The organism is Vibrio scophthalmi (assembly GCF_040869025.1).
Classification (GTDB): domain Bacteria; phylum Pseudomonadota; class Gammaproteobacteria; order Enterobacterales; family Vibrionaceae; genus Vibrio; species Vibrio scophthalmi.
Genome location: NZ_CP134272.1, coordinates 625,075 through 642,384 on the forward strand (window position 1 = coordinate 625,075; position 17,310 = coordinate 642,384).

The window sequence follows — 17,310 nt, forward strand, 5'->3', positions numbered from 1 at the left end:
AATCACAGCAGAGAACTGTGGCATAAAACCCAAAGTGTTGAACTGTTTAATGAAGTTACTTGGAGCTGATTAGGTGATGATTTCTCTCCTTACACGCGTCTCTTTTATCGCTCCCACTTGATCTATGACTTGGTAGTAGCCACGCTTAGTTATCTATTTATCATTAGAGGGCGTTCTCCTCATGAAAGAACATTACGTAACGCTATTGCGTGAAAATCGATTCTTAACGGCTTTGGTCTCCGCTATTGGTGCCACACTCTGTATTTGGACACTCGCTGCAGTTGATAGCCGCATTGATACGCCCTACGTTTTAATTGCTCCTTTTGGTGCAACGATGGTGCTGATATTTGGGGTACATCGAAGCCCCCTCGCTCAACCGAAAAATGTCACCTTCGGTCACCTTATAACGGCATTTGTGGGCCTGATGTTTATCAACTTTTTGCCAGTTAATTCCCTGACGCTGGGGCTCGCGGTTGGCGTTGGTTTGTTCTTAATGTTGCTTTGCAATGTTACTCATCCCCCTGCAGGCGGAAACCCACTTCTCATTATGCTCACAGGCCATACAAGCTGGACATTTCTATTGCACCCAATTCTTATTGGGACGGTAGCGATTGTCGCACTAGCAATGCTTTACCATCGGTTTATCCCAGGGCATATCTATCCGTTTTCAGAAAAGGATTGAGCTTGATTGACGTTACTGGCTTTTTCAGCCACTAAAACACATTGCTGTTAGTGGCTGGTATTGAGTTTCACTAAGTGGAGGGGGTGAAAAATTATGGAATGTCGAACTGAACCACTCGTCCCTGCTGATATTCAAACGTTGTTTTCACGCCGTTTTTAGTCCAGAGCAGTTCTTCGCCATCTAATATGCCGTGATTAAAATGGCTGACTGATTGCGGCTGACCATCTTCATACCATGTTTCTTGTTTGCCTTGTTTTAAACCTGCTTGATATTCAGTACTGTGCATTAGGTTGCCGTTCTTATACCAATACTGCTCTTTACCTTGTTTTACGCCATCTTGATAGGTGATGACACTTTGTGGCTGACCATTGTCGTACCAATACCGTTCTTCGCCTTGTAGCTTTCCTTTTACATAGAAAGCATCGACAGCCATCGTGCCATTTTCGTACCAAACTTGGTAGGCGCCATCGTATTGACCATTGTTAAATCCAGCACGCTGCTGTTTGTGGCCGTTATCGTAATACCACCAATGTTCACCTTGTTGTTTATCGTGGTTAAAATCGCCGCGGTAAGTGAGCTCTTGGCTATCGCTCCAGCTCTGCATTAAGCCATGACGCATACCTTGCTTCATGTTCATCTCTGCTTGTTTATTACCGAAGGTATCCCAAAAAGTTGATAAACCTTCCTCTTTGCCATTAACGTAAAAACGTTCCCAAGCTTTGCTATTTTTTACGTTCGGATAAAAAGAAACGGCGCGACCATCGAGTATATCGTTGCTAAACGTGCGCAATATTTGCAGGCTTCCATCGTAGGCCCAATATTTCGCTTGCCCATTTTTTTGGCCATTAAGGTAGGAGACTTCACTGAGTTTTTGCTTACTCAACTCGCTACTGTCTTTATCGTAATAATATTGAATGTCGGTGCCAGAATAAGGCGTAGATGCCCCAACTTCGTGTGCTAATAGGGGAGTGCCTTTAAATTCCAGTTGAGCACTGTAGGCACTTAAAGGAAGAAGGCATCCGGCTAATAGAATTCGAGTTGCCCATTGAGGTAATTTGGCGGATTGAAAGATCGGTTGTGTTGTCATTATTAATTACCCATCTCTTGTTCTGATTCTGAATATAGCGTGCCATCGTCAAGCCAGGTGCGGCGATTCCCCACTTGCTCGCCATTTTTATAAGAAGTAGCAAGCTTTAACTGGCCATTGCTATACCACTGTTTTTCCTCTCCATGTTGAACAAAACCGTAATCATCACTGCTCATACGAAACGTGACGTTACTTTTGATTTGGCCATTCTTGTACCACTGATTTTCAATGAAAAGGTCATCTTTATCGCCCTGAATCACTTGATATTTTTGTTGCCCATTGTCATACCATTCATTTTGAAATGGCGTTTGGCTACCCTGCTCGAAGTCGGTTCGGCTCGCGATCTTGCCGTTGCTAAACCATTGTAATTGCCAGCCATCAAAGCGGCGTTCAACTTGATAGCTTTCAGCAGTACGTTGATTGGTATTAGGCTGTATATCAATTTGTTTGCCGGTTTCGGTGGCGTAGAAACGATTCAAGTTCCCCTGCGGACTAAAGAGGTGGAATAAACCATAGGTGATTCCATCTCGATAACTGCGTTCAGCGATCAGCGTGCCGTCCTTAAACTCTTGGGCCATCCCTCGACGTTCGTCATTGTGATAGAAACCGCGTAGATCGAGTATTGATTCATTGTTGTCATTTAACAGATAAACAAGACTTAGACCTTCAAGGTCGCCCGTCGTCTCAAAATATTCTTGTTTGAGCGTGCCATTGGGAAAGTACTTACGTGTTAATCCTTGCTCTTCACGATTGAGGTATTTTTCCTCGGTTTCCAAGTAAGGTTTTTTGTTTTCTACTCGATAGCTAATGAACTCACCACTTCGGTTACCATTAACGTAACGTGTTTTCATCGCGGTTGCGCCATTTTCCCATCGAAGGCTCTCGCCACTCTGTCGCCCAAATTGATAGTCAGTACGATAACTTGGTTGGTAGCTCGGGTTGCCATCGGCATCTTTATTTCTGGAATTCAGTGTCCAAGTTTGCGTTGTGCCGTGCTCTTCACCATTAAGCCAGTGGTGTTGTTCTTTTAGGCGCCCATCTTCAAACCAGAGGTAACTCGGGCCATGTTTTTTACCGTTTAGGAAGTATTCTTCGCGTTCTAGTTGCCCGTTTTCAAACCAGAAATAACGCGCGCCGTGTAAATGCCCATTCACATAGTGAGCTTCAGCATCTTTGTTGCCATTGTCAAAATGGGCGGTCGCTATCCCGCTATAAGGTTGATTGGTCGCCTTAACGAGAGCAATGGATTCTCTTCCTTGTCGTTTAAATTTCAGGTCAGAAAAAGGAACGGCATAGGCCGTTACAGAAGAGATTAAACTCGTTAAAAGAATAAGCTGAGATAAGGGTCTCATAACATGCTTCCTTGATTACATACATTAGGGCTACGTTGACAAATAGTCGCCTTCAGCCCTAGATCGGAGTCGTGATTTTCTATCATCAATTGAACCCAAGGGTAGGCTTCTGCATCGAGTTCTTGTGGGGCACGAACGTAAGTTGCCACGAGTAAATGCAGCGCTTTTGGTTCAAGTTTCGCTATCGGTTTAAAGTACTCACGTGCTTTTTGTTGATCTTTTTCGACCAGTAGGCCTGCACTGTACATGTAGCCCAAATTTTGCGCGGCGCACGTTGCTTGTTTTGCGTGCGCTTTTTCTAATAGCGCCAAACCTTTCGCACCATTTTCTGCATTCTCTTTACGCGCTCGTATCAAGTTAATGCCGACATAACACATAGCTTCTGCGCTACCTTGCTTAACCCCGAGCGCCATGGCTTTGTCTGCTTTCGCCCAGCGCTCGTCGCCCTCGGTGTGTTGAACGTAATACTCACCTAATAAGTAGCTCGCCTCACCATCGCCCATTTTGGATGCCTGTTTGAGCAACTTAGCGGCGTCATCATAATTTTTGGTATTCAGTAGATTTTGGGCCTTAGCCACTAAGCGCTGAGATTGACTCAGTGAGGTAAGATCTTGTTCTGGTGCTGTCTCGGGGCAATGATTCATGACTCGCGTAATCATTTCAGCAAAGCCATACATTGGGAGGCGGCTTTCAAAATCAAGGGTATCAGGCCTTAGTTGATACTCAGCCTCGATGTTTACTCGAACGGTTTTTGCCTGTTTTAGCGCGGTGATAAACGAGGCGGTTGGCTGGAAAAATAGCTGGCGGTAGCCGATGTCAGGCGAGTAAAGGTGTTTGTTTTCGGCAATCTCTGGCTGGTAGAAATAACGAGACCCGTTATCGAGCGTGAATAAAAACTTTGCGTCGATATCAAAGAAGTCATAAAAATCCATCGCAGAATCAGTGACGCCCATCTTGATTTTATTGTTATCACAAAAGGCGTAAAAACCGTCAGCAACCCACCAATCAAATTCGGGTTCACCACGATAAGTCGCACCTTGGATCTGTTGTTTACCATCATCATCTTCTGTCACGTTTGAGGCAAAATAGACAGGGCTATCAGGTGTATAACCATGAGTCACCACGCCATTCAATTCGACAGCGGTACGTTTTTCATCAACCGTATTGAAAGATCTCTCCAGTGGTTTGGCTGTAGTGGTGTAAGAGCTAAAAATAGCCATCAAAGACAATAAAAAGAGAGGTGTGGTTTTCAAGTGAAGCTCCAATAAAAAGGGAGGCAATGCTTAATGGCAATTGATAAAGATTATTTGCCTAAGTTCAAACTCAGACTAAGAGAGTTGTCTCTCCGCTGAGCATTGAGAGTACGCGCTGTTACGTCAGGCGTATTGGTTAGTGCAATTTATGACCGCGCTATAGTAGCAAGGCTATCTTATTGAATCGATGATAAATTCTCAAAACAGCTAAAGAGTGATCGCGGCGATCGATCTTTATCACAAATCCCAGTCATCACGATAAAAACATTGAATTGCGCAAACGTTTGCGCAATTCAATTATTGAGTTAGAATCAGCCGCACATCAAAAATGGTGATGCCGATAATACTTTTCTCTTCATTTGCATCCCATCGATTCAGTTTTTTGAAACGCTAAACTCAGAAATATAAAAACCAGAAATACGAACTCACGGTTTGCGTCGCTCATTAGCGTATGCAGGCTTTGTACAACCTAAATTTGCCGTTGATAACTTCGTTAATTGAAAAGTTGCCAATCGCTAAGTACTCAAGTTGCTATGAATACTCACCAAGCTAATCACTCAACCACTAACATTGATGAAAAAATCTCGATCCCACGTTCGCTTTCTTTAGGTGCCCAGCACGTATTGGCGATGGATTTGTATATTGTGCCGATTATTCTCGCGAGTTTGCTATCGTTAACCGTTGCAGATACGTCCTCTTTGATTCAGATGACGTTTGTCGTGGCGGGCCTTGCAACCATTATTCAATCACGCTGTTTATTAAAGTTACCAGTGATGCAAGGGCCATCTTACATTCCTATTGGAGCGGTCGCAGCGATTGGTAAAACTCTAGGAATGGGCGCGGTGTATGGTGCATTGATTCCGGTGGCGATTTTCGTTGCTCTGTTGGGTAAACCTTTTAATCTTTTCAGTAAGCTGGTGCGCAAGTTTGTCCCGCCAATTGTTGGCGGCACGGTGATCATCGTGGTGGGGATTTCACTTCTACCGGTCGCTTTTAATGGCATTTACACCGGTGAAGCTGCCAGCCAAAACATTGTGATTGCCTTAGTGAGTATTGTTTCACTGTGCAGCTTTATTTTGCTGGGGTGTATGCATAAGCGTCTGCATTGGCTGCGTTTAACATCGGTACTTGGCGCGATCATTCTGGGCACGATTGCCGCGACCTTCTATGGTATGAGTGACTTCTCATCAGTAACAACCGCTGCGTGGGTACAACTACCAAGCCTATTGCCATTTGGTGAATTGACCTTTGATCCTGTTGCGATCATGACCATGCTATTCATCTCGATGATAGTTCTGGTTGAGACAACCGGTACGTGGTGCGCGGTCAGTGCCGTAACGGGTGTTGAACTTGAAGATGAGCGCCTTAACCGTGGTGCAACCGGTGAAGCTGTTGGGCATTTCTTTTGTTCACTGCTTGGCGGTAGCCCAGTGACGGGTTACTCAACTAATGCGGGTATTATTGCCGTAACCGGTGTTGCTTCACGCCGTGCGATTATCGCCGGTGGTTTTATCCTGCTTCTACTTGGCTTAATGCCAAAACTGACCAGCTTAATCGCATCGATTCCTCATGCAGTTATCTCAGGCATTTTCTCGGTGATCTGTGTCGTGATTGCGATGAATGGCTTCCGTGTTATCCAACATATTCAATTATCTGAGCGTAATATGCTGGTGGTTGGCTTGCCGATTATGCTGTCACTGGGGGCGGTTTTAATGCCACGTGAACTGGTTTATGCCTTGCCAGAATTAGTCGGTTACCTAGTTAACTCGGGTATCGCAATTGGTGCCTTAGCGGCGGTCATTCTTAACTTTATTCTTCCTCAAGATCGCGTTTCAGATGAAACACCTGTTGAGAGTGAGGCATAACAATGAATAGCCCAATCTATATTACTAATCATATCCAGTTTGCGATCGTCGGTGATACTTTTCATACGCCGATTAAAGGTGAATTTGAGTTCATCCGTGATTACCTAATTTTGGTTAATCTTGATGGTGATATTGATGCCACCTTTACGCCGGAGCATCCTTCGTATCAAGCATTGCTGACGGCATTAGCAGAGCAAGGAAAACTGCAAACCTTACGCCAAGGTCAGTACTTGATGCCGGGCTTGGTGGATCTGCATTGTCACGCCCCGCAATGGCCGCAAGCCGGTAAAGGTTTGGATCTGCCTCTCTATGATTGGCTGCAAAATTACACCTTCCCATTGGAAAATCGCTATCAAGATGTCGAGTTCGCGCAAGCGATCTATCAAGACGTGACGAAAACGCTGTTGGCAAACGGGACAACTAGTGCAGTTTATTTTGCGTCGATTCATCGTGAGTCTACCGAGCTGTTGGCGCAAACCTGTTTGGATCTTGGTCAACGTGCTTTTGTGGGTAAGATCAACATGGATAACGTTGAACAATGCCCAGATTTCTATCGGGAAAATGATATTGCTCAAGCGTTTGCCGAGACCGAAGCCTTTGTTAGCAATGTTTTTGCGTTACAAGGCAACGATAGCGGGCTTGTAAGCCCAGTGATCACGCCGCGTTTTGTGCCAAGCTGCACACCTGAAATGCTTAATAAGCTCGGCTCCTTGGTGCAAAAATACGATCTGCACATGCAAACTCATTGCTCTGAAAGCGATTGGGCACGCGATTATGCTTTGCAGCATTATGGTAAGAGTGATGTGCAAATCTACGCGGATGCAGGCTTGTTAAATAACAAATCAGTGTTGGCACACTCTATCTTTTTAACTGAGCACGATGTTGAGCTGATTAAGCAGTTCAACGCGGGAATTGCCCACTGCCCACTCTCCAATATGTTCTTTGCCAATGGGGCAATGCAAACCCGAGAGTTGCTTGATAGCGGAGTACAAATTGGTTTGGGTAGTGATATTGCAGGTGCGCCATCGCCTTCTATATTCCGTGCGGCCTTTGATGCTGTTGCTCACTCGCGAGTGCGTGAAGAAGGTGTTGACGTGACGGTGGCCTCTGGTGAGCGCGGTACGGCTAACGCCCGCATCAGTTTTATTGAAGCATTTTGGATGGCAACTGCAGGTGGCGCTCAAGTGCTGGACGCAAAGACTGGTGTACTTAGCGCCAAACATCACTTTGATGCCCTTGTGCTTGAAGCAAGCCCATTGATTGGCAACTTACGCATTTGGCCTGAGTTTGATACGCCACGGGACATTTTAGAAAAGATGGTTTGCTTAGCGCAAAAAGAAAACATCCAACAAGTTTGGGTACAAGGCAAGCAAGTCATTTAGTCACGAGTGCTAATGATTGGAAGAAAAAAGAGACAAGCGATGGCTTGTCTTTTTTTCGCTGAACGTACTTTGTGGCAGTAACAATTTGTTTAATACGTTTGTGAGTCACTCACGAGTGGTTGCTTACGACTCATGGATATCAAGATATTCTTGCACCATCAATGGATGTGCTAAAGCGCCGGTAATGAGGACAATATCGACGGAGGGAAGGGGCGGCATATTATCGATAATTTGCAAATTATCGGTGACGCTTATTTTGCCCATTGCTCCGATGGCGATGCCGTCGTGAATGATGGCGCGTAGGGCTGAAGCGGTATTACAGCATGCGATCAATTGGTAAGAGAGGGCATTTTTACTTAAGCCATCTATCGCGGCGGAATGATATTTACAATCTGTTTGAAATAGCGCTAATGGAATAGTTTGGGATTTATCGAGCTCGAAATGATGATTGGCGACCCATACGCCTTGGTCATGAGCAAGCCAATAGCCTTCTTCGCTGTTGGCTGAACGCGTGACGATCGCCGCATCCAGTTTCCCTTCATCTAACCAAGCTCGAAGCGTAACGCTTGGCTGGCTAAATACATGGATAGAGCAAGTGGGTTCGGCCTTTTGCAGTGCTTTGATTACTTTGGGTAGGATCTTGTCATTATAATCTTCAGGGCAACCGAGCCTAAAAGGGCGCTTATCTTCATAGCGTTTTACTTGCTTTATCGCTTTATTGTGCAGTGTGACTAATTGTTCTGCATGAGTTCGTAAAGACAAACCTGCTTCACTCAATACAAGATTGCGGCCTTCTTTTTCAAATAAATCGACACTTAATTCCTCTTCGAGTTTTTTCATTTGAGCACTAAAAGCTGATTGGGTGCGATTGATTTGTTTGGCGGCGCGGGTAAAGCTGCCCGTTTCAACGAATGCGAGAAAGCTTTTCAGTGCATCAATATCCATATTGAGTATGTTATCCATCGTTTTTATTTATGTCTCCTATCAAAACTATCCGTTAGTGTGAAATAAGACAATCCCATAAGCTAAAAACTGCGGAGACAAATGCAGGAGGCATTGATGCAACTTTATATTGGAAACCAAAACTATTCGAGCTGGTCACTACGCGCTTGGTTGATTTTTGAGCAGCACAAACTGGCTGTCGATGTGATTAAACTAAAACTGTTTACAGCGGAGTTTTACACTACATTAGCGCGTGTTACACCGACAGCAAAAGTTCCATTACTGGTTGATGATGAGGTAACGGTTTGGGATTCACTGGCCATTCTTGAATACATTAATGAGCGTTATTTGGCTGGGAAAGCGTGGCCGGGAGCATTTGAACAGCGTGCAAAAGCAAGAGCGCTCTCTGCTGAAATGCATTCTGGTTTTTTTAGTCTGAGAAATGAGTTACCGATGAACTGTCGAGCACGGCGAACATTGCAGTTAACCGAAGGAGCGTTAAATGATCTTGCGCGCGTAGATGCTATTTGGTCGGAGCAAATGGCACTAAATCCAGATGGATGGTTATTCGGTGAGTGGTCCATCGCGGATGCGATGTATGCGCCACTAGCACTGCGTATCGAAACGTATGGTATTCAGTTATCAGAGCAGGCGATGAGGTATCAACAAAAGCAACTTAACAGCCAAGCGATGCAATCGTGGTTAGCGCAGGCGAGTTTAGAAAACGATATTGTTGAAGAAGATGAAGCAGGTGAGCCTGTTTAAATTTAGGCTGTCTTGTCGTGTGATGTTTTGAGTGGTCGTACTACCGTTGCGTTCGGAGTAAGGTCACTTTTCTTCAGATAATAATTCTTCAGACAACAAGTTCTGTTCATATATTTTAATAACGTCTAAGTTAAATTGGTTTGAATTCCCCTCTAAGTCATGCTGTTTCGTGCTTTCCATGCGCAAATTTTCAACGTTATCGAAATTAAAAAATTACACCGTAAATGAATGCTGGCGATAGCCTCACATCATTGATAGGCAACTAACAATCTGTTTTTTATGCGTAGCGAAATCTTGTGAATTGTTGGCTTATTTGGCTTTTAAAGTTAATCAGCTGAATGAAATCGATTGTTTTGCTGAATTTTTGTTGATGGATACTGTGCGAAAATCGACTGAAAACAGATTGTTTTGCAATTAATGCATCGAGAATCCGGTTCTCTATTCGTTGTGAATATTAGTTTTATCTTATTTTAATTCAATAGCTTGCCTACCTTTTTCTCCCTCGGTTTTAATTTCTCTCTATTGCCTGAAATTGCCATGTTTTTACATGTTGAAAGTTATTACATCAAATTGTGACATTTATCATATTTTGTCTTTTGTTGATCTGTATACTGCCGATTGTCGAACAATAGACATTTAACTGTTAATCGCAAAACAGAGAATATAACTATGAAAGCAATAAAACTTTCTCCTACAGACAACGTAGCGACGCTACTGGGTGACGTGGAAAAAAACGAATTAGTAGAAATTATTTCCGCAGACAATGAAGTGATCGCAGAAGTGAATGCTCTGCAGAAAATTACCTTCGGCAATAAGATCGCGCTTTGCGACGTGGCGAACGGTGAACATATTTTAAAATGCGGTCACTCGATCGGTAAGTCGATTGTTGAAATTCCATTGGGTCAACTTGTCCATGTACAAAACGTTCGTAGCGAGCGTTTAGACATTCCTGAAGCGATCATCGAAGAAATCATCAAACAAATGGGGATTGAGCAATAATGACTACCACATTTAAAGGCTACCCACGTCCAAACGGTACATTTGGTATTCGTAACAGCGTCATGATTGTTGCGATTGATGAGTGTTGTGAAGGCATTGCGCGCAACATCAGTAAAGAAATTGATGATTCAGTGGTAGTGACTAACCACTACACCTGTATGTACGGTGGTAACGAAGAGATGATCGACACTATCATCCATACCGCGACTAACCCAAACATTGCGGGTGTGCTTGTTATCGCAATGGGTTGTGGTTCAATCGACCCTGAAATGGTTGCAGAGCCTGTACGTAAAGAAGGCCTTCCTGTTCATGCGCTTACCGTTATCAAGAACAAAGGTACGATTGAAACAATTAAAGATGGTGTTGAGCTAGCAAAAGAGCTAAAAGCATACGCAGACAGCGTAGAGCGCGTTGATGCTCCAATTTCAGCACTGCGTATCGGTATTAAGTGTGGCGGTTCAGATACGTCAAGTGGTTTGGCTTCTAACCCATCAGTGGGCGCGGCATCAGACAAACTGGTTGATATGGGCGCGATCACCATGGCTGGCGAACTGCTTGAGCTACTCGGTTGTGAAGATATTCTAAAAGAGCGCTCTGTTACTCCTGAAGTGGGTGAGAAAATTGAACGCTTGATCGCTGAAGATCTGAAGCGCTGGCATGTTATCGAAGGCACTGAAACCATGTCTATCGGCAACAGTGTTGGTGGCCTAACGACGATTGATGAAAAATCACAAGGTGCAATGCATAAAACAGGTACTCGTCCAATTCAAGACTGCCTGCGCATTAACCATATTCACCGTGAAAAACCAACGGTTCCTGGTTTCTACCTAACTGAAACAACCATGTTGTGTGGTGGTGCGGCAATGCACTTCGCATCACTTGGCTGTCAGTTGATCCTATGGACTGCGGGCGCTGCGGGTTTCAACAACTCAATTGTTCCTGTTATTCGCGTTTCTGGCAATACGTCTCTTATCACTGCTGATATGGACATTAATGCCTGCGGGATCATGGATGCGACAGACACTATCGACAATGTATCAAATCAGATCATTGATAAAGTGTTTGCGGTAGCAAGTGGCGCGCCGACCAACCTTGAAGGTGTTGGTTTTGCTTATGCGTCTCTATACCAAAAAGACCAGCGTTTAGAACATGTAATCGGTATTTGCCCTCAATAATCACTGTTGCCTTTAAAAGGGGCGTTTCGGCCCCTTCACTTGAGAATAAGAAAATGAGTAAACCTGCTCCAAATAAATCAGTTGGTCTAACTATCGCCCTTGTTTGTGCTGCTCTATGGGGCGCATCGTTCCCTCTCGGTGGTGTTCTCGCTGGTAAGCTAGATCCGGTTGTGCTAGCTATTGCCCGTTACGCGATCGCAACACTAGGTTTCGTTGTTCTATTTATATTTTCTAAAAAGCATACGCTAAAGAAAATTCAAAACAAAAAAGACGGTTTTCTGTTGGCTGCAGCAGGTGTATCTGCTCAAGCGGTGTTCTTTTACTTTACTATCCTAGCGTACGAATACACTTCATCGGGTGAAATCGGTGTTATCAACGGTATGGCTCCGTTCCTAACCATGCTTGCGGTATTTGTGATTGATAAGATCAAACCATCTGCACCAAAAGTATTCGCCGTAGTGTTATCTCTAATTGGTGCGGGCGTTATCGCTTACGACCCATCAAATAAAATCCAAGGTCTAAACCTAGGTCACCTATTCGCACTATTCGGCGTGCTTGGCTTTGTGACTTACAACTACATCTTGGGTAAATTTGGCTCAGACCTAAACTCTCGTTACGACACTTTCTCAAGCTGTTTCTACCAATTCGGTGCAGCAACAGTCGCACTATTGTTTGTTGGTCTAGTGACTGGCGCAGATTTCGCTTCAGCCTCTGTACTGGTTGAGAACGGCAAACACATCGCGACGATCCTATCGCTAGGTTTACTGTGTTCTGGTATCGCTTATGCACTATGGGAAGTAGCAACACTGAAAACTCAAGATGCCGTTATCACCACGATGGCACTGAACGTTCTACCGCTATTTGCAATGATCGTCGCTTACTTCCTACTTGGTGAGTTGATGACTCTACAAAAATTGGCTGGTGTTGTAACCGTAGTTATCGCGCTATGTATCTACACAGTAGGTGATCGCTTCACTAAGAAAGCGGTTATTGAGCCTGTTGTTGATGAAAAAGCCGCTGCGTAATTAATTCTTGCGAATTGACTGTCAGTCTTGGCACTGACAGTCTCTTTCCTGCTCGCTAGATAGCTCCACGATTTACCCTGCAGGAAAGAGCCTTATTAATATCAGAGAAATAAAATGTTATTTAACGAATTGAAAATCACTGAAGTAGAAGTTATCCACCTGCGCGTTCCTGCTTTTGATGAAGCCTGTGAATGGGGTGAAGATGGCGTATTAATTCGCGTTCATACCAACGCAGGTATCACAGGCGTGGGCGAGTCTGACAGCTCACCGATGATGATCGAAGCGTGCATTAAAGCATCTCAAAGCCACGGTTCTTCACAAGGTCTAGAGCGTCTTCTTGTTGGTGAAAACCCACTAGAGATCGAGCGTCTTTACACAAAAATGTACAACGGCACTCACTATGCTGGCCGTCGTTCAACCATGATCCACGCAATCTCTGCGATCGATATGGCGTTGTGGGATATTGCTGGTCAGTTCTACAAAGTACCAGTATGGCAACTACTTGGTGGTAAGTTCCGCGAGAAGATCCGTGCTTACGGTACGTTTATCCCTTCTGCTATCAAAGAAGAAAACGTTGCTCGTACGACTGAACTACTTGCTCAAGGTTTTACTTCGCTAAAATTTGGTGGTGGTCCGCTAGGTAAAAATGCGGAAACTGACTACGAAATCATTAAAACCGTGTGTGAGACAGCACGTGGCATCAATAAAGACGTTGAAATCGCTATCGACCTAGCAAGCGCATGGCGCACTGCGGGTCACACGATCGAAATGGCGAAGAAGCTAGAAGAGTTCAATCTATTATGGATCGAAGAACCAATCACCGATGATGTGCTAGCGGGTTACCGTAAGGTTTCTCAATCGACTTCGCAAAAGCTGGCTGGTGGTGAAACACTAACGACTCGCTACGAGTTCGCGAACTTTATCGAAAAATCAGGCGCTGACTTTGTACAACCAGACGTAACACGTTGTGGTGGTATTACTGAGATGGTTAAGATCTACGATATGGCGCACATGGCTGGCATGAAGCTAGTACCACACGGCTTCTCAACCGGTATTCTGATTGCAGCAACGGTGCATTTCCTTGCGTCTCGTGAACACGGCGATCTGATTGAGTACTCTCAAAGCACCAGTCCACTGTTTACGTCACTAGTGAAAAACCAAATTGCCTTTGAAGATGGTTACGTCGCTGTACCAAATACCCCTGGATTGGGTGTTGAGCTTGATGAAGAAATCATCGCAAAGTACCGCGTTAACTAATCAAGTCGTCCGTTTAAGTAGGGGGGCAATCTGCGCCTCTAATTAAAGTTCACTCGTACCAAGCGTTTGGGAGCAAGGTAAGTCGTTAAGTCATGGGTTAGGCTGACGACATAGAGTGGAACAGGCAAAGAGACAAACTTAGGTTTGTCTCTTTTTTTATTTGAAGCCAGGAAAAATGGAGTTTAACGCAAGGTTAAGCTGTCTCTGTGAATATGAATAAGCAAAATGCCGCAATGACCATCACGGATTGAGCTATATACGATTATTACAGTTGTGTAATAGTGATTCCCTTTCGCGATGGATTATCAACGTGAGTCAGTTGTTTGATAATACTCTCCTAGTCATTCATTAAATTTGGAGATCATTATGGCTAATGGATTCACCAGAGATGGTGGCGTTCAAGATCAAATCGATGCGACGGTGAGCGATGCAATTAACCGTGCACGAGCAAATCTGCATAAAGAGTACAACGAGACCGACTATTGTTTGGAGTGTGGTGAGTTGATTCCGGCTGCTCGCCGCAAAATCATGCCGGGTGTTGAGTTGTGTGTTGAGTGTCAGCAAAAGCAAGATGCGCTATTCAAAGCAAGCAGCTTATTTAACCGCCGCGCGAGTAAAGATAGCCAGCTACGTTGATCAAAAGCAACGTGCTCGTTCATTGAGATGGCGAGATTAAAAATGCGGTCTACACTCATTCTATATTGTAACAGGCGGTAACGCAGTAAATGGTGAGCGCTCGTCGGAGCGCTCAAGTTGCTCTTAGTGCGTTGTATTTCCTGAGTTGATGGTTTTTTCAGTGGTTCACTCTGTCGAATTTTGTTATCAGGGTATTATGTAACTATTAACTAGACGAATTAACGCCAGCGGGAATATACTGTGCTTCTTATTATTACTTAGGATTAATTTGTGGACCCCAACTCTAGTCGATTGTGTCACCCCTTACTGGTATTAACTATCAAGGGAGGACGCAGCAATGATTGAGCCCCTTCTTTCCCTTCTATTCGGTATTTTCTTCATCTTGGTCATTATTGCGCTAAACGGTTATTTTGTTGCGCAAGAATTCGCTTATATGGCGGTGGATAGAGCCAAACTTGCCACCTTAGCCGCTACCGGTGATGAAGCCGCAAAACGCGCTCTCGCGGTAACCAAACGAACCAGCTTTATGTTGTCTGGCGCGCAGCTTGGTATCACAGTCACAGGCCTAGTATTAGGTTTTGTTGCCGAGCCACTCGTCGGTCAATCGATGGGCATGTTATTGCAAGGTTTTGGATTATCTCTTGAGTCAGGGATTGCGATTGGTACTGTCGTTACCCTTGGTGTTGCGATGGTTGTGCAGATGATCATGGGTGAGCTTTACCCTAAGAATCTTGCGATTGCTAACGCAGAGCCAATGTCACGCATGATGTCTCGGTCGACTTTGATTTACATGTCTGCGTTTGGCTGGATCATTAGCTTCTTCGACAAATCGGCTAACTTACTGCTGCGAGCGGTTCGCATCGAACCTGTGCATGACCTTGATGTCAGTGCATCGGAAGAAGATTTACACCATATCATCGCCAACTCACGCGAAAGCGGAGATTTGCCAGTGGAATTGTCACTGATGATGGATCGTATCCTCGACTTTCCTGAGCGCGATGTGGAACATGCAATGGTGCCTCGTTCGCAAGTGGATTGGGTTGAACCTGAAACCACATTGACCGAACTGCTGTCACTAATGGCACAAGCACACACTCGTTACCCAGTGATCAATGACGATGATGCGCCGGTAGGTGTGGTTCATCTATCGGATGTACTGGCGAGAATCGACGCGGGTAATGCGGACGACACGGTTGCTGAGGTGATGCGACCTGCAACGGTACTCCCAACCTTGATGCGATTGCCTGATGCACTAGAGCATCTTGTGACTTCAACAAATCAGTTGGCGTGTGTCATCGATGAATACGGCGGCTTTGCAGGCGTGTTGACGATCGAAGATCTGGCGATGGAGATCGTGGGTGAAATCACCGATGAGCATGATGAAGATAATGGTGATGCAGTTGTGTCTGAAAGTGGCAACGTATGGTTGATGGAAGGCGATGTCCATATTGATGAAGTTGAACGTGCGATTGGTTATGACTTACCACGCGGCGATGTAGAGACTATTGCGGGTATGTTGATTGCGGCACGCGGTGCATTGCCTGCGGAAGGTGACACAGTCACTATTGAGCTGCCAATTGATCCTTCAGAGCTGGCTTCTGGTGAGCCGATTGCACGCCATCTAGAGGTGGATGTGCTACGTATTGAGCGACATGTACCAACTGAGGTTCGTGTAAAACTGGTAGAGCAACCAATCGTGGAGGATGAAGCATGACCGATCCTTTGATTGTCACCCTAGTGACGACCGCTCTGATTATATTGAGTGGCTTTTTCGTTATCATCGAATTTGCTTTGATGGGTGCTCGTCGTCACCGTTTAGAAGAAATCGCCGTTGAAAGCGCTTCAGCGCGTGCAGCATTACGCGGTATGAATGATTTAACGCTGATGTTGGCGGGTGCTCAATTGGGTATCACCTTCTGTACATTTGCATTGGGTGCAGTGACCAAACCCGCCGTTGATCAATGGGTTGGTCCGGTATTTCTAGCAATGGGCTTGCCATATTGGGCAGCAGATGCCGCCGCGTTTGGTTTCGCACTATTTGTGGTGACATTCTTACACCTAGTTGTCGGTGAGATGGCGCCAAAATCATGGTCTATCGCACACCCAGAAAAGTCAGCATTAGCCATCGGTATTGTGGCAAGAGCCTACGTTTGGCCGCTACGTCCATTGTTAAATTGGATCAATAGCATTGCTAACCGTTTGGTGAAAGCGTCTGGTGTTGAGCCAGTAGAAAGCGCGGCAGTTGGTGGGCAAGATGTCGATACAATTCGCCAATTGGTAGAGCACTCAGGCAAAGTGGGTACGCTGAAACCAAATATTCAAAAGCAACTGTCTGGCTTGATTGATCTAAGCTCAATCCCTGTCGAAACCCTAGTAACAGAAGGGCAGGTGATGGCGCATGTTGATAAGAATGCAACGGTTGCTGAAGTGCGCGCGGCAGCGATGGCATCGGGTCACTTACGTATTCTTGTTTGTGGCAAGTCAGGTTTAAAACCGTTAGTGGTTCACGTGCGTGATACGCTTTTAGAGCCGGCGGAAAAGCCAGCACGAGAAGTGGCGCGTAATGCGTATGTGCTTGATTCAAAAACGCCAATTTATGAAGCTCTAGCGCGTATGCGTAAAGCGAGTGTGCAGTTAGCTGTCGTCAGTAAAGACGGAAAAATGGTTGGCGTAGTGACACTGGCTGACATTTTAAAACGTGTTCTACCAACGACCGCTGCTAACTAATGCATTGCTGACGAGCGTTAGTTTCGGCGCTTAATACAAACACGTAACACATAACGATGCCATCAATCAGCATAATGCTATTTGGCTGGCACAAAAAAGGACCGAGCATGAAAATGTTCGGTCCTTTTTTATCTCTATTTATTATGGGTAGTTTGTCATCGAG

15 protein-coding genes are annotated in these 17,310 nt (G+C 45.0%); 11 read left to right on the plus strand and 4 right to left on the minus strand.

Annotated features, from left to right (window positions below; all coding sequences use genetic code 11):
- The first annotated feature begins 181 nt into the window (after positions 1 to 181).
- Positions 182 to 682, plus strand: a complete 501-nt coding sequence (locus RJD38_RS17835; RefSeq protein WP_065546768.1) for an HPP family protein — start codon at positions 182 to 184, stop codon at positions 680 to 682.
- 91 nt (positions 683 to 773) lie between these two features.
- Here the strand turns inward: RJD38_RS17835 and RJD38_RS17840 are convergent, their stop codons facing one another.
- From RJD38_RS17840 to RJD38_RS17850, 3 genes are read right to left on the minus strand one after another with little or no spacing between them, the layout of a single operon-like run.
- Positions 774 to 1,769 carry a toxin-antitoxin system YwqK family antitoxin gene (locus RJD38_RS17840; protein WP_065546769.1) on the minus strand — a complete coding sequence of 332 codons (996 nt, stop codon included), beginning with the start codon at positions 1,767 to 1,769 and terminating at the stop codon, positions 774 to 776.
- Positions 1,770 to 1,771: 2 nt separating this feature from the next.
- Positions 1,772 to 3,121 (minus strand): toxin-antitoxin system YwqK family antitoxin, encoded by a 1,350-nt coding sequence (locus RJD38_RS17845; RefSeq protein WP_065546770.1) that lies wholly within the window; start codon positions 3,119 to 3,121, stop codon positions 1,772 to 1,774.
- Positions 3,118 to 4,374, minus strand: a complete 1,257-nt coding sequence (locus RJD38_RS17850) for a tetratricopeptide repeat protein (RefSeq protein ID WP_065546771.1) — start codon at positions 4,372 to 4,374, stop codon at positions 3,118 to 3,120. Before RJD38_RS17850 ends, RJD38_RS17845 begins: the two co-directional genes overlap by 4 nt.
- 533 nt (positions 4,375 to 4,907) lie before the next feature.
- Here RJD38_RS17850 and RJD38_RS17855 point away from each other — a divergent pair.
- Positions 4,908 to 6,239: a solute carrier family 23 protein gene (locus tag RJD38_RS17855; RefSeq protein ID WP_065546772.1), complete on the plus strand. Its 1,332-nt coding sequence runs from the start codon at positions 4,908 to 4,910 to the stop codon at positions 6,237 to 6,239.
- A 2-nt stretch (positions 6,240 to 6,241) separates the two neighbouring features.
- The gene (guaD, locus tag RJD38_RS17860; RefSeq protein ID WP_065546773.1) at positions 6,242 to 7,621 is read left to right on the plus strand and encodes a guanine deaminase; all 1,380 of its coding nucleotides are present in this window, start codon (positions 6,242 to 6,244) and stop codon (positions 7,619 to 7,621) included.
- A gap of 123 nt (positions 7,622 to 7,744) precedes the next feature.
- On the opposite strand, the gene RJD38_RS17865 is transcribed toward guaD, so the two are convergent.
- Positions 7,745 to 8,566 (minus strand): LysR family transcriptional regulator, encoded by an 822-nt coding sequence (locus RJD38_RS17865; protein WP_065546774.1) that lies wholly within the window; start codon positions 8,564 to 8,566, stop codon positions 7,745 to 7,747.
- Between the two features lie 114 nt (positions 8,567 to 8,680).
- Between RJD38_RS17865 and RJD38_RS17870 the strand changes: the two genes are divergently transcribed.
- The 8 genes from RJD38_RS17870 to RJD38_RS17905 all read left to right on the plus strand — a co-directional run bounded on the left by RJD38_RS17870 (position 8,681) and on the right by RJD38_RS17905 (position 17,147).
- Entirely contained in the window at positions 8,681 to 9,328 is a 648-nt protein-coding gene (locus RJD38_RS17870; RefSeq protein ID WP_065546775.1) for a glutathione S-transferase family protein, read from the plus strand.
- 669 nt (positions 9,329 to 9,997) lie between these two features.
- The gene (locus tag RJD38_RS17875; RefSeq protein ID WP_005595295.1) at positions 9,998 to 10,327 is read left to right on the plus strand and encodes a UxaA family hydrolase; all 330 of its coding nucleotides are present in this window, start codon (positions 9,998 to 10,000) and stop codon (positions 10,325 to 10,327) included.
- Complete coding sequence (locus RJD38_RS17880) at positions 10,327 to 11,502, plus strand: UxaA family hydrolase (protein ID WP_005595297.1); 1,176 nt, start codon at positions 10,327 to 10,329, stop codon at positions 11,500 to 11,502. Before RJD38_RS17875 ends, RJD38_RS17880 begins: the two co-directional genes overlap by 1 nt.
- Before the next feature lie 53 nt (positions 11,503 to 11,555).
- Entirely contained in the window at positions 11,556 to 12,527 is a 972-nt protein-coding gene (locus RJD38_RS17885; RefSeq protein WP_065546776.1) for a DMT family transporter, read from the plus strand.
- Between the two features lie 114 nt (positions 12,528 to 12,641).
- Positions 12,642 to 13,784, plus strand: coding sequence for a mandelate racemase/muconate lactonizing enzyme family protein (locus RJD38_RS17890; RefSeq protein ID WP_005595300.1), 1,143 nt, complete (start codon positions 12,642 to 12,644; stop codon positions 13,782 to 13,784).
- 366 nt (positions 13,785 to 14,150) lie between these two features.
- Entirely contained in the window at positions 14,151 to 14,420 is a 270-nt protein-coding gene (locus tag RJD38_RS17895) for a DksA/TraR family C4-type zinc finger protein (RefSeq protein ID WP_005595302.1), read from the plus strand.
- A 337-nt stretch (positions 14,421 to 14,757) separates the two neighbouring features.
- Complete coding sequence (locus RJD38_RS17900) at positions 14,758 to 16,134, plus strand: hemolysin family protein (RefSeq protein ID WP_005595304.1); 1,377 nt, start codon at positions 14,758 to 14,760, stop codon at positions 16,132 to 16,134.
- Entirely contained in the window at positions 16,131 to 17,147 is a 1,017-nt protein-coding gene (locus tag RJD38_RS17905; protein ID WP_005595306.1) for a CNNM domain-containing protein, read from the plus strand. The genes RJD38_RS17900 and RJD38_RS17905 overlap by 4 nt, the downstream gene beginning before the upstream one ends.
- The last annotated feature ends 163 nt before the right edge of the window (positions 17,148 to 17,310 follow it).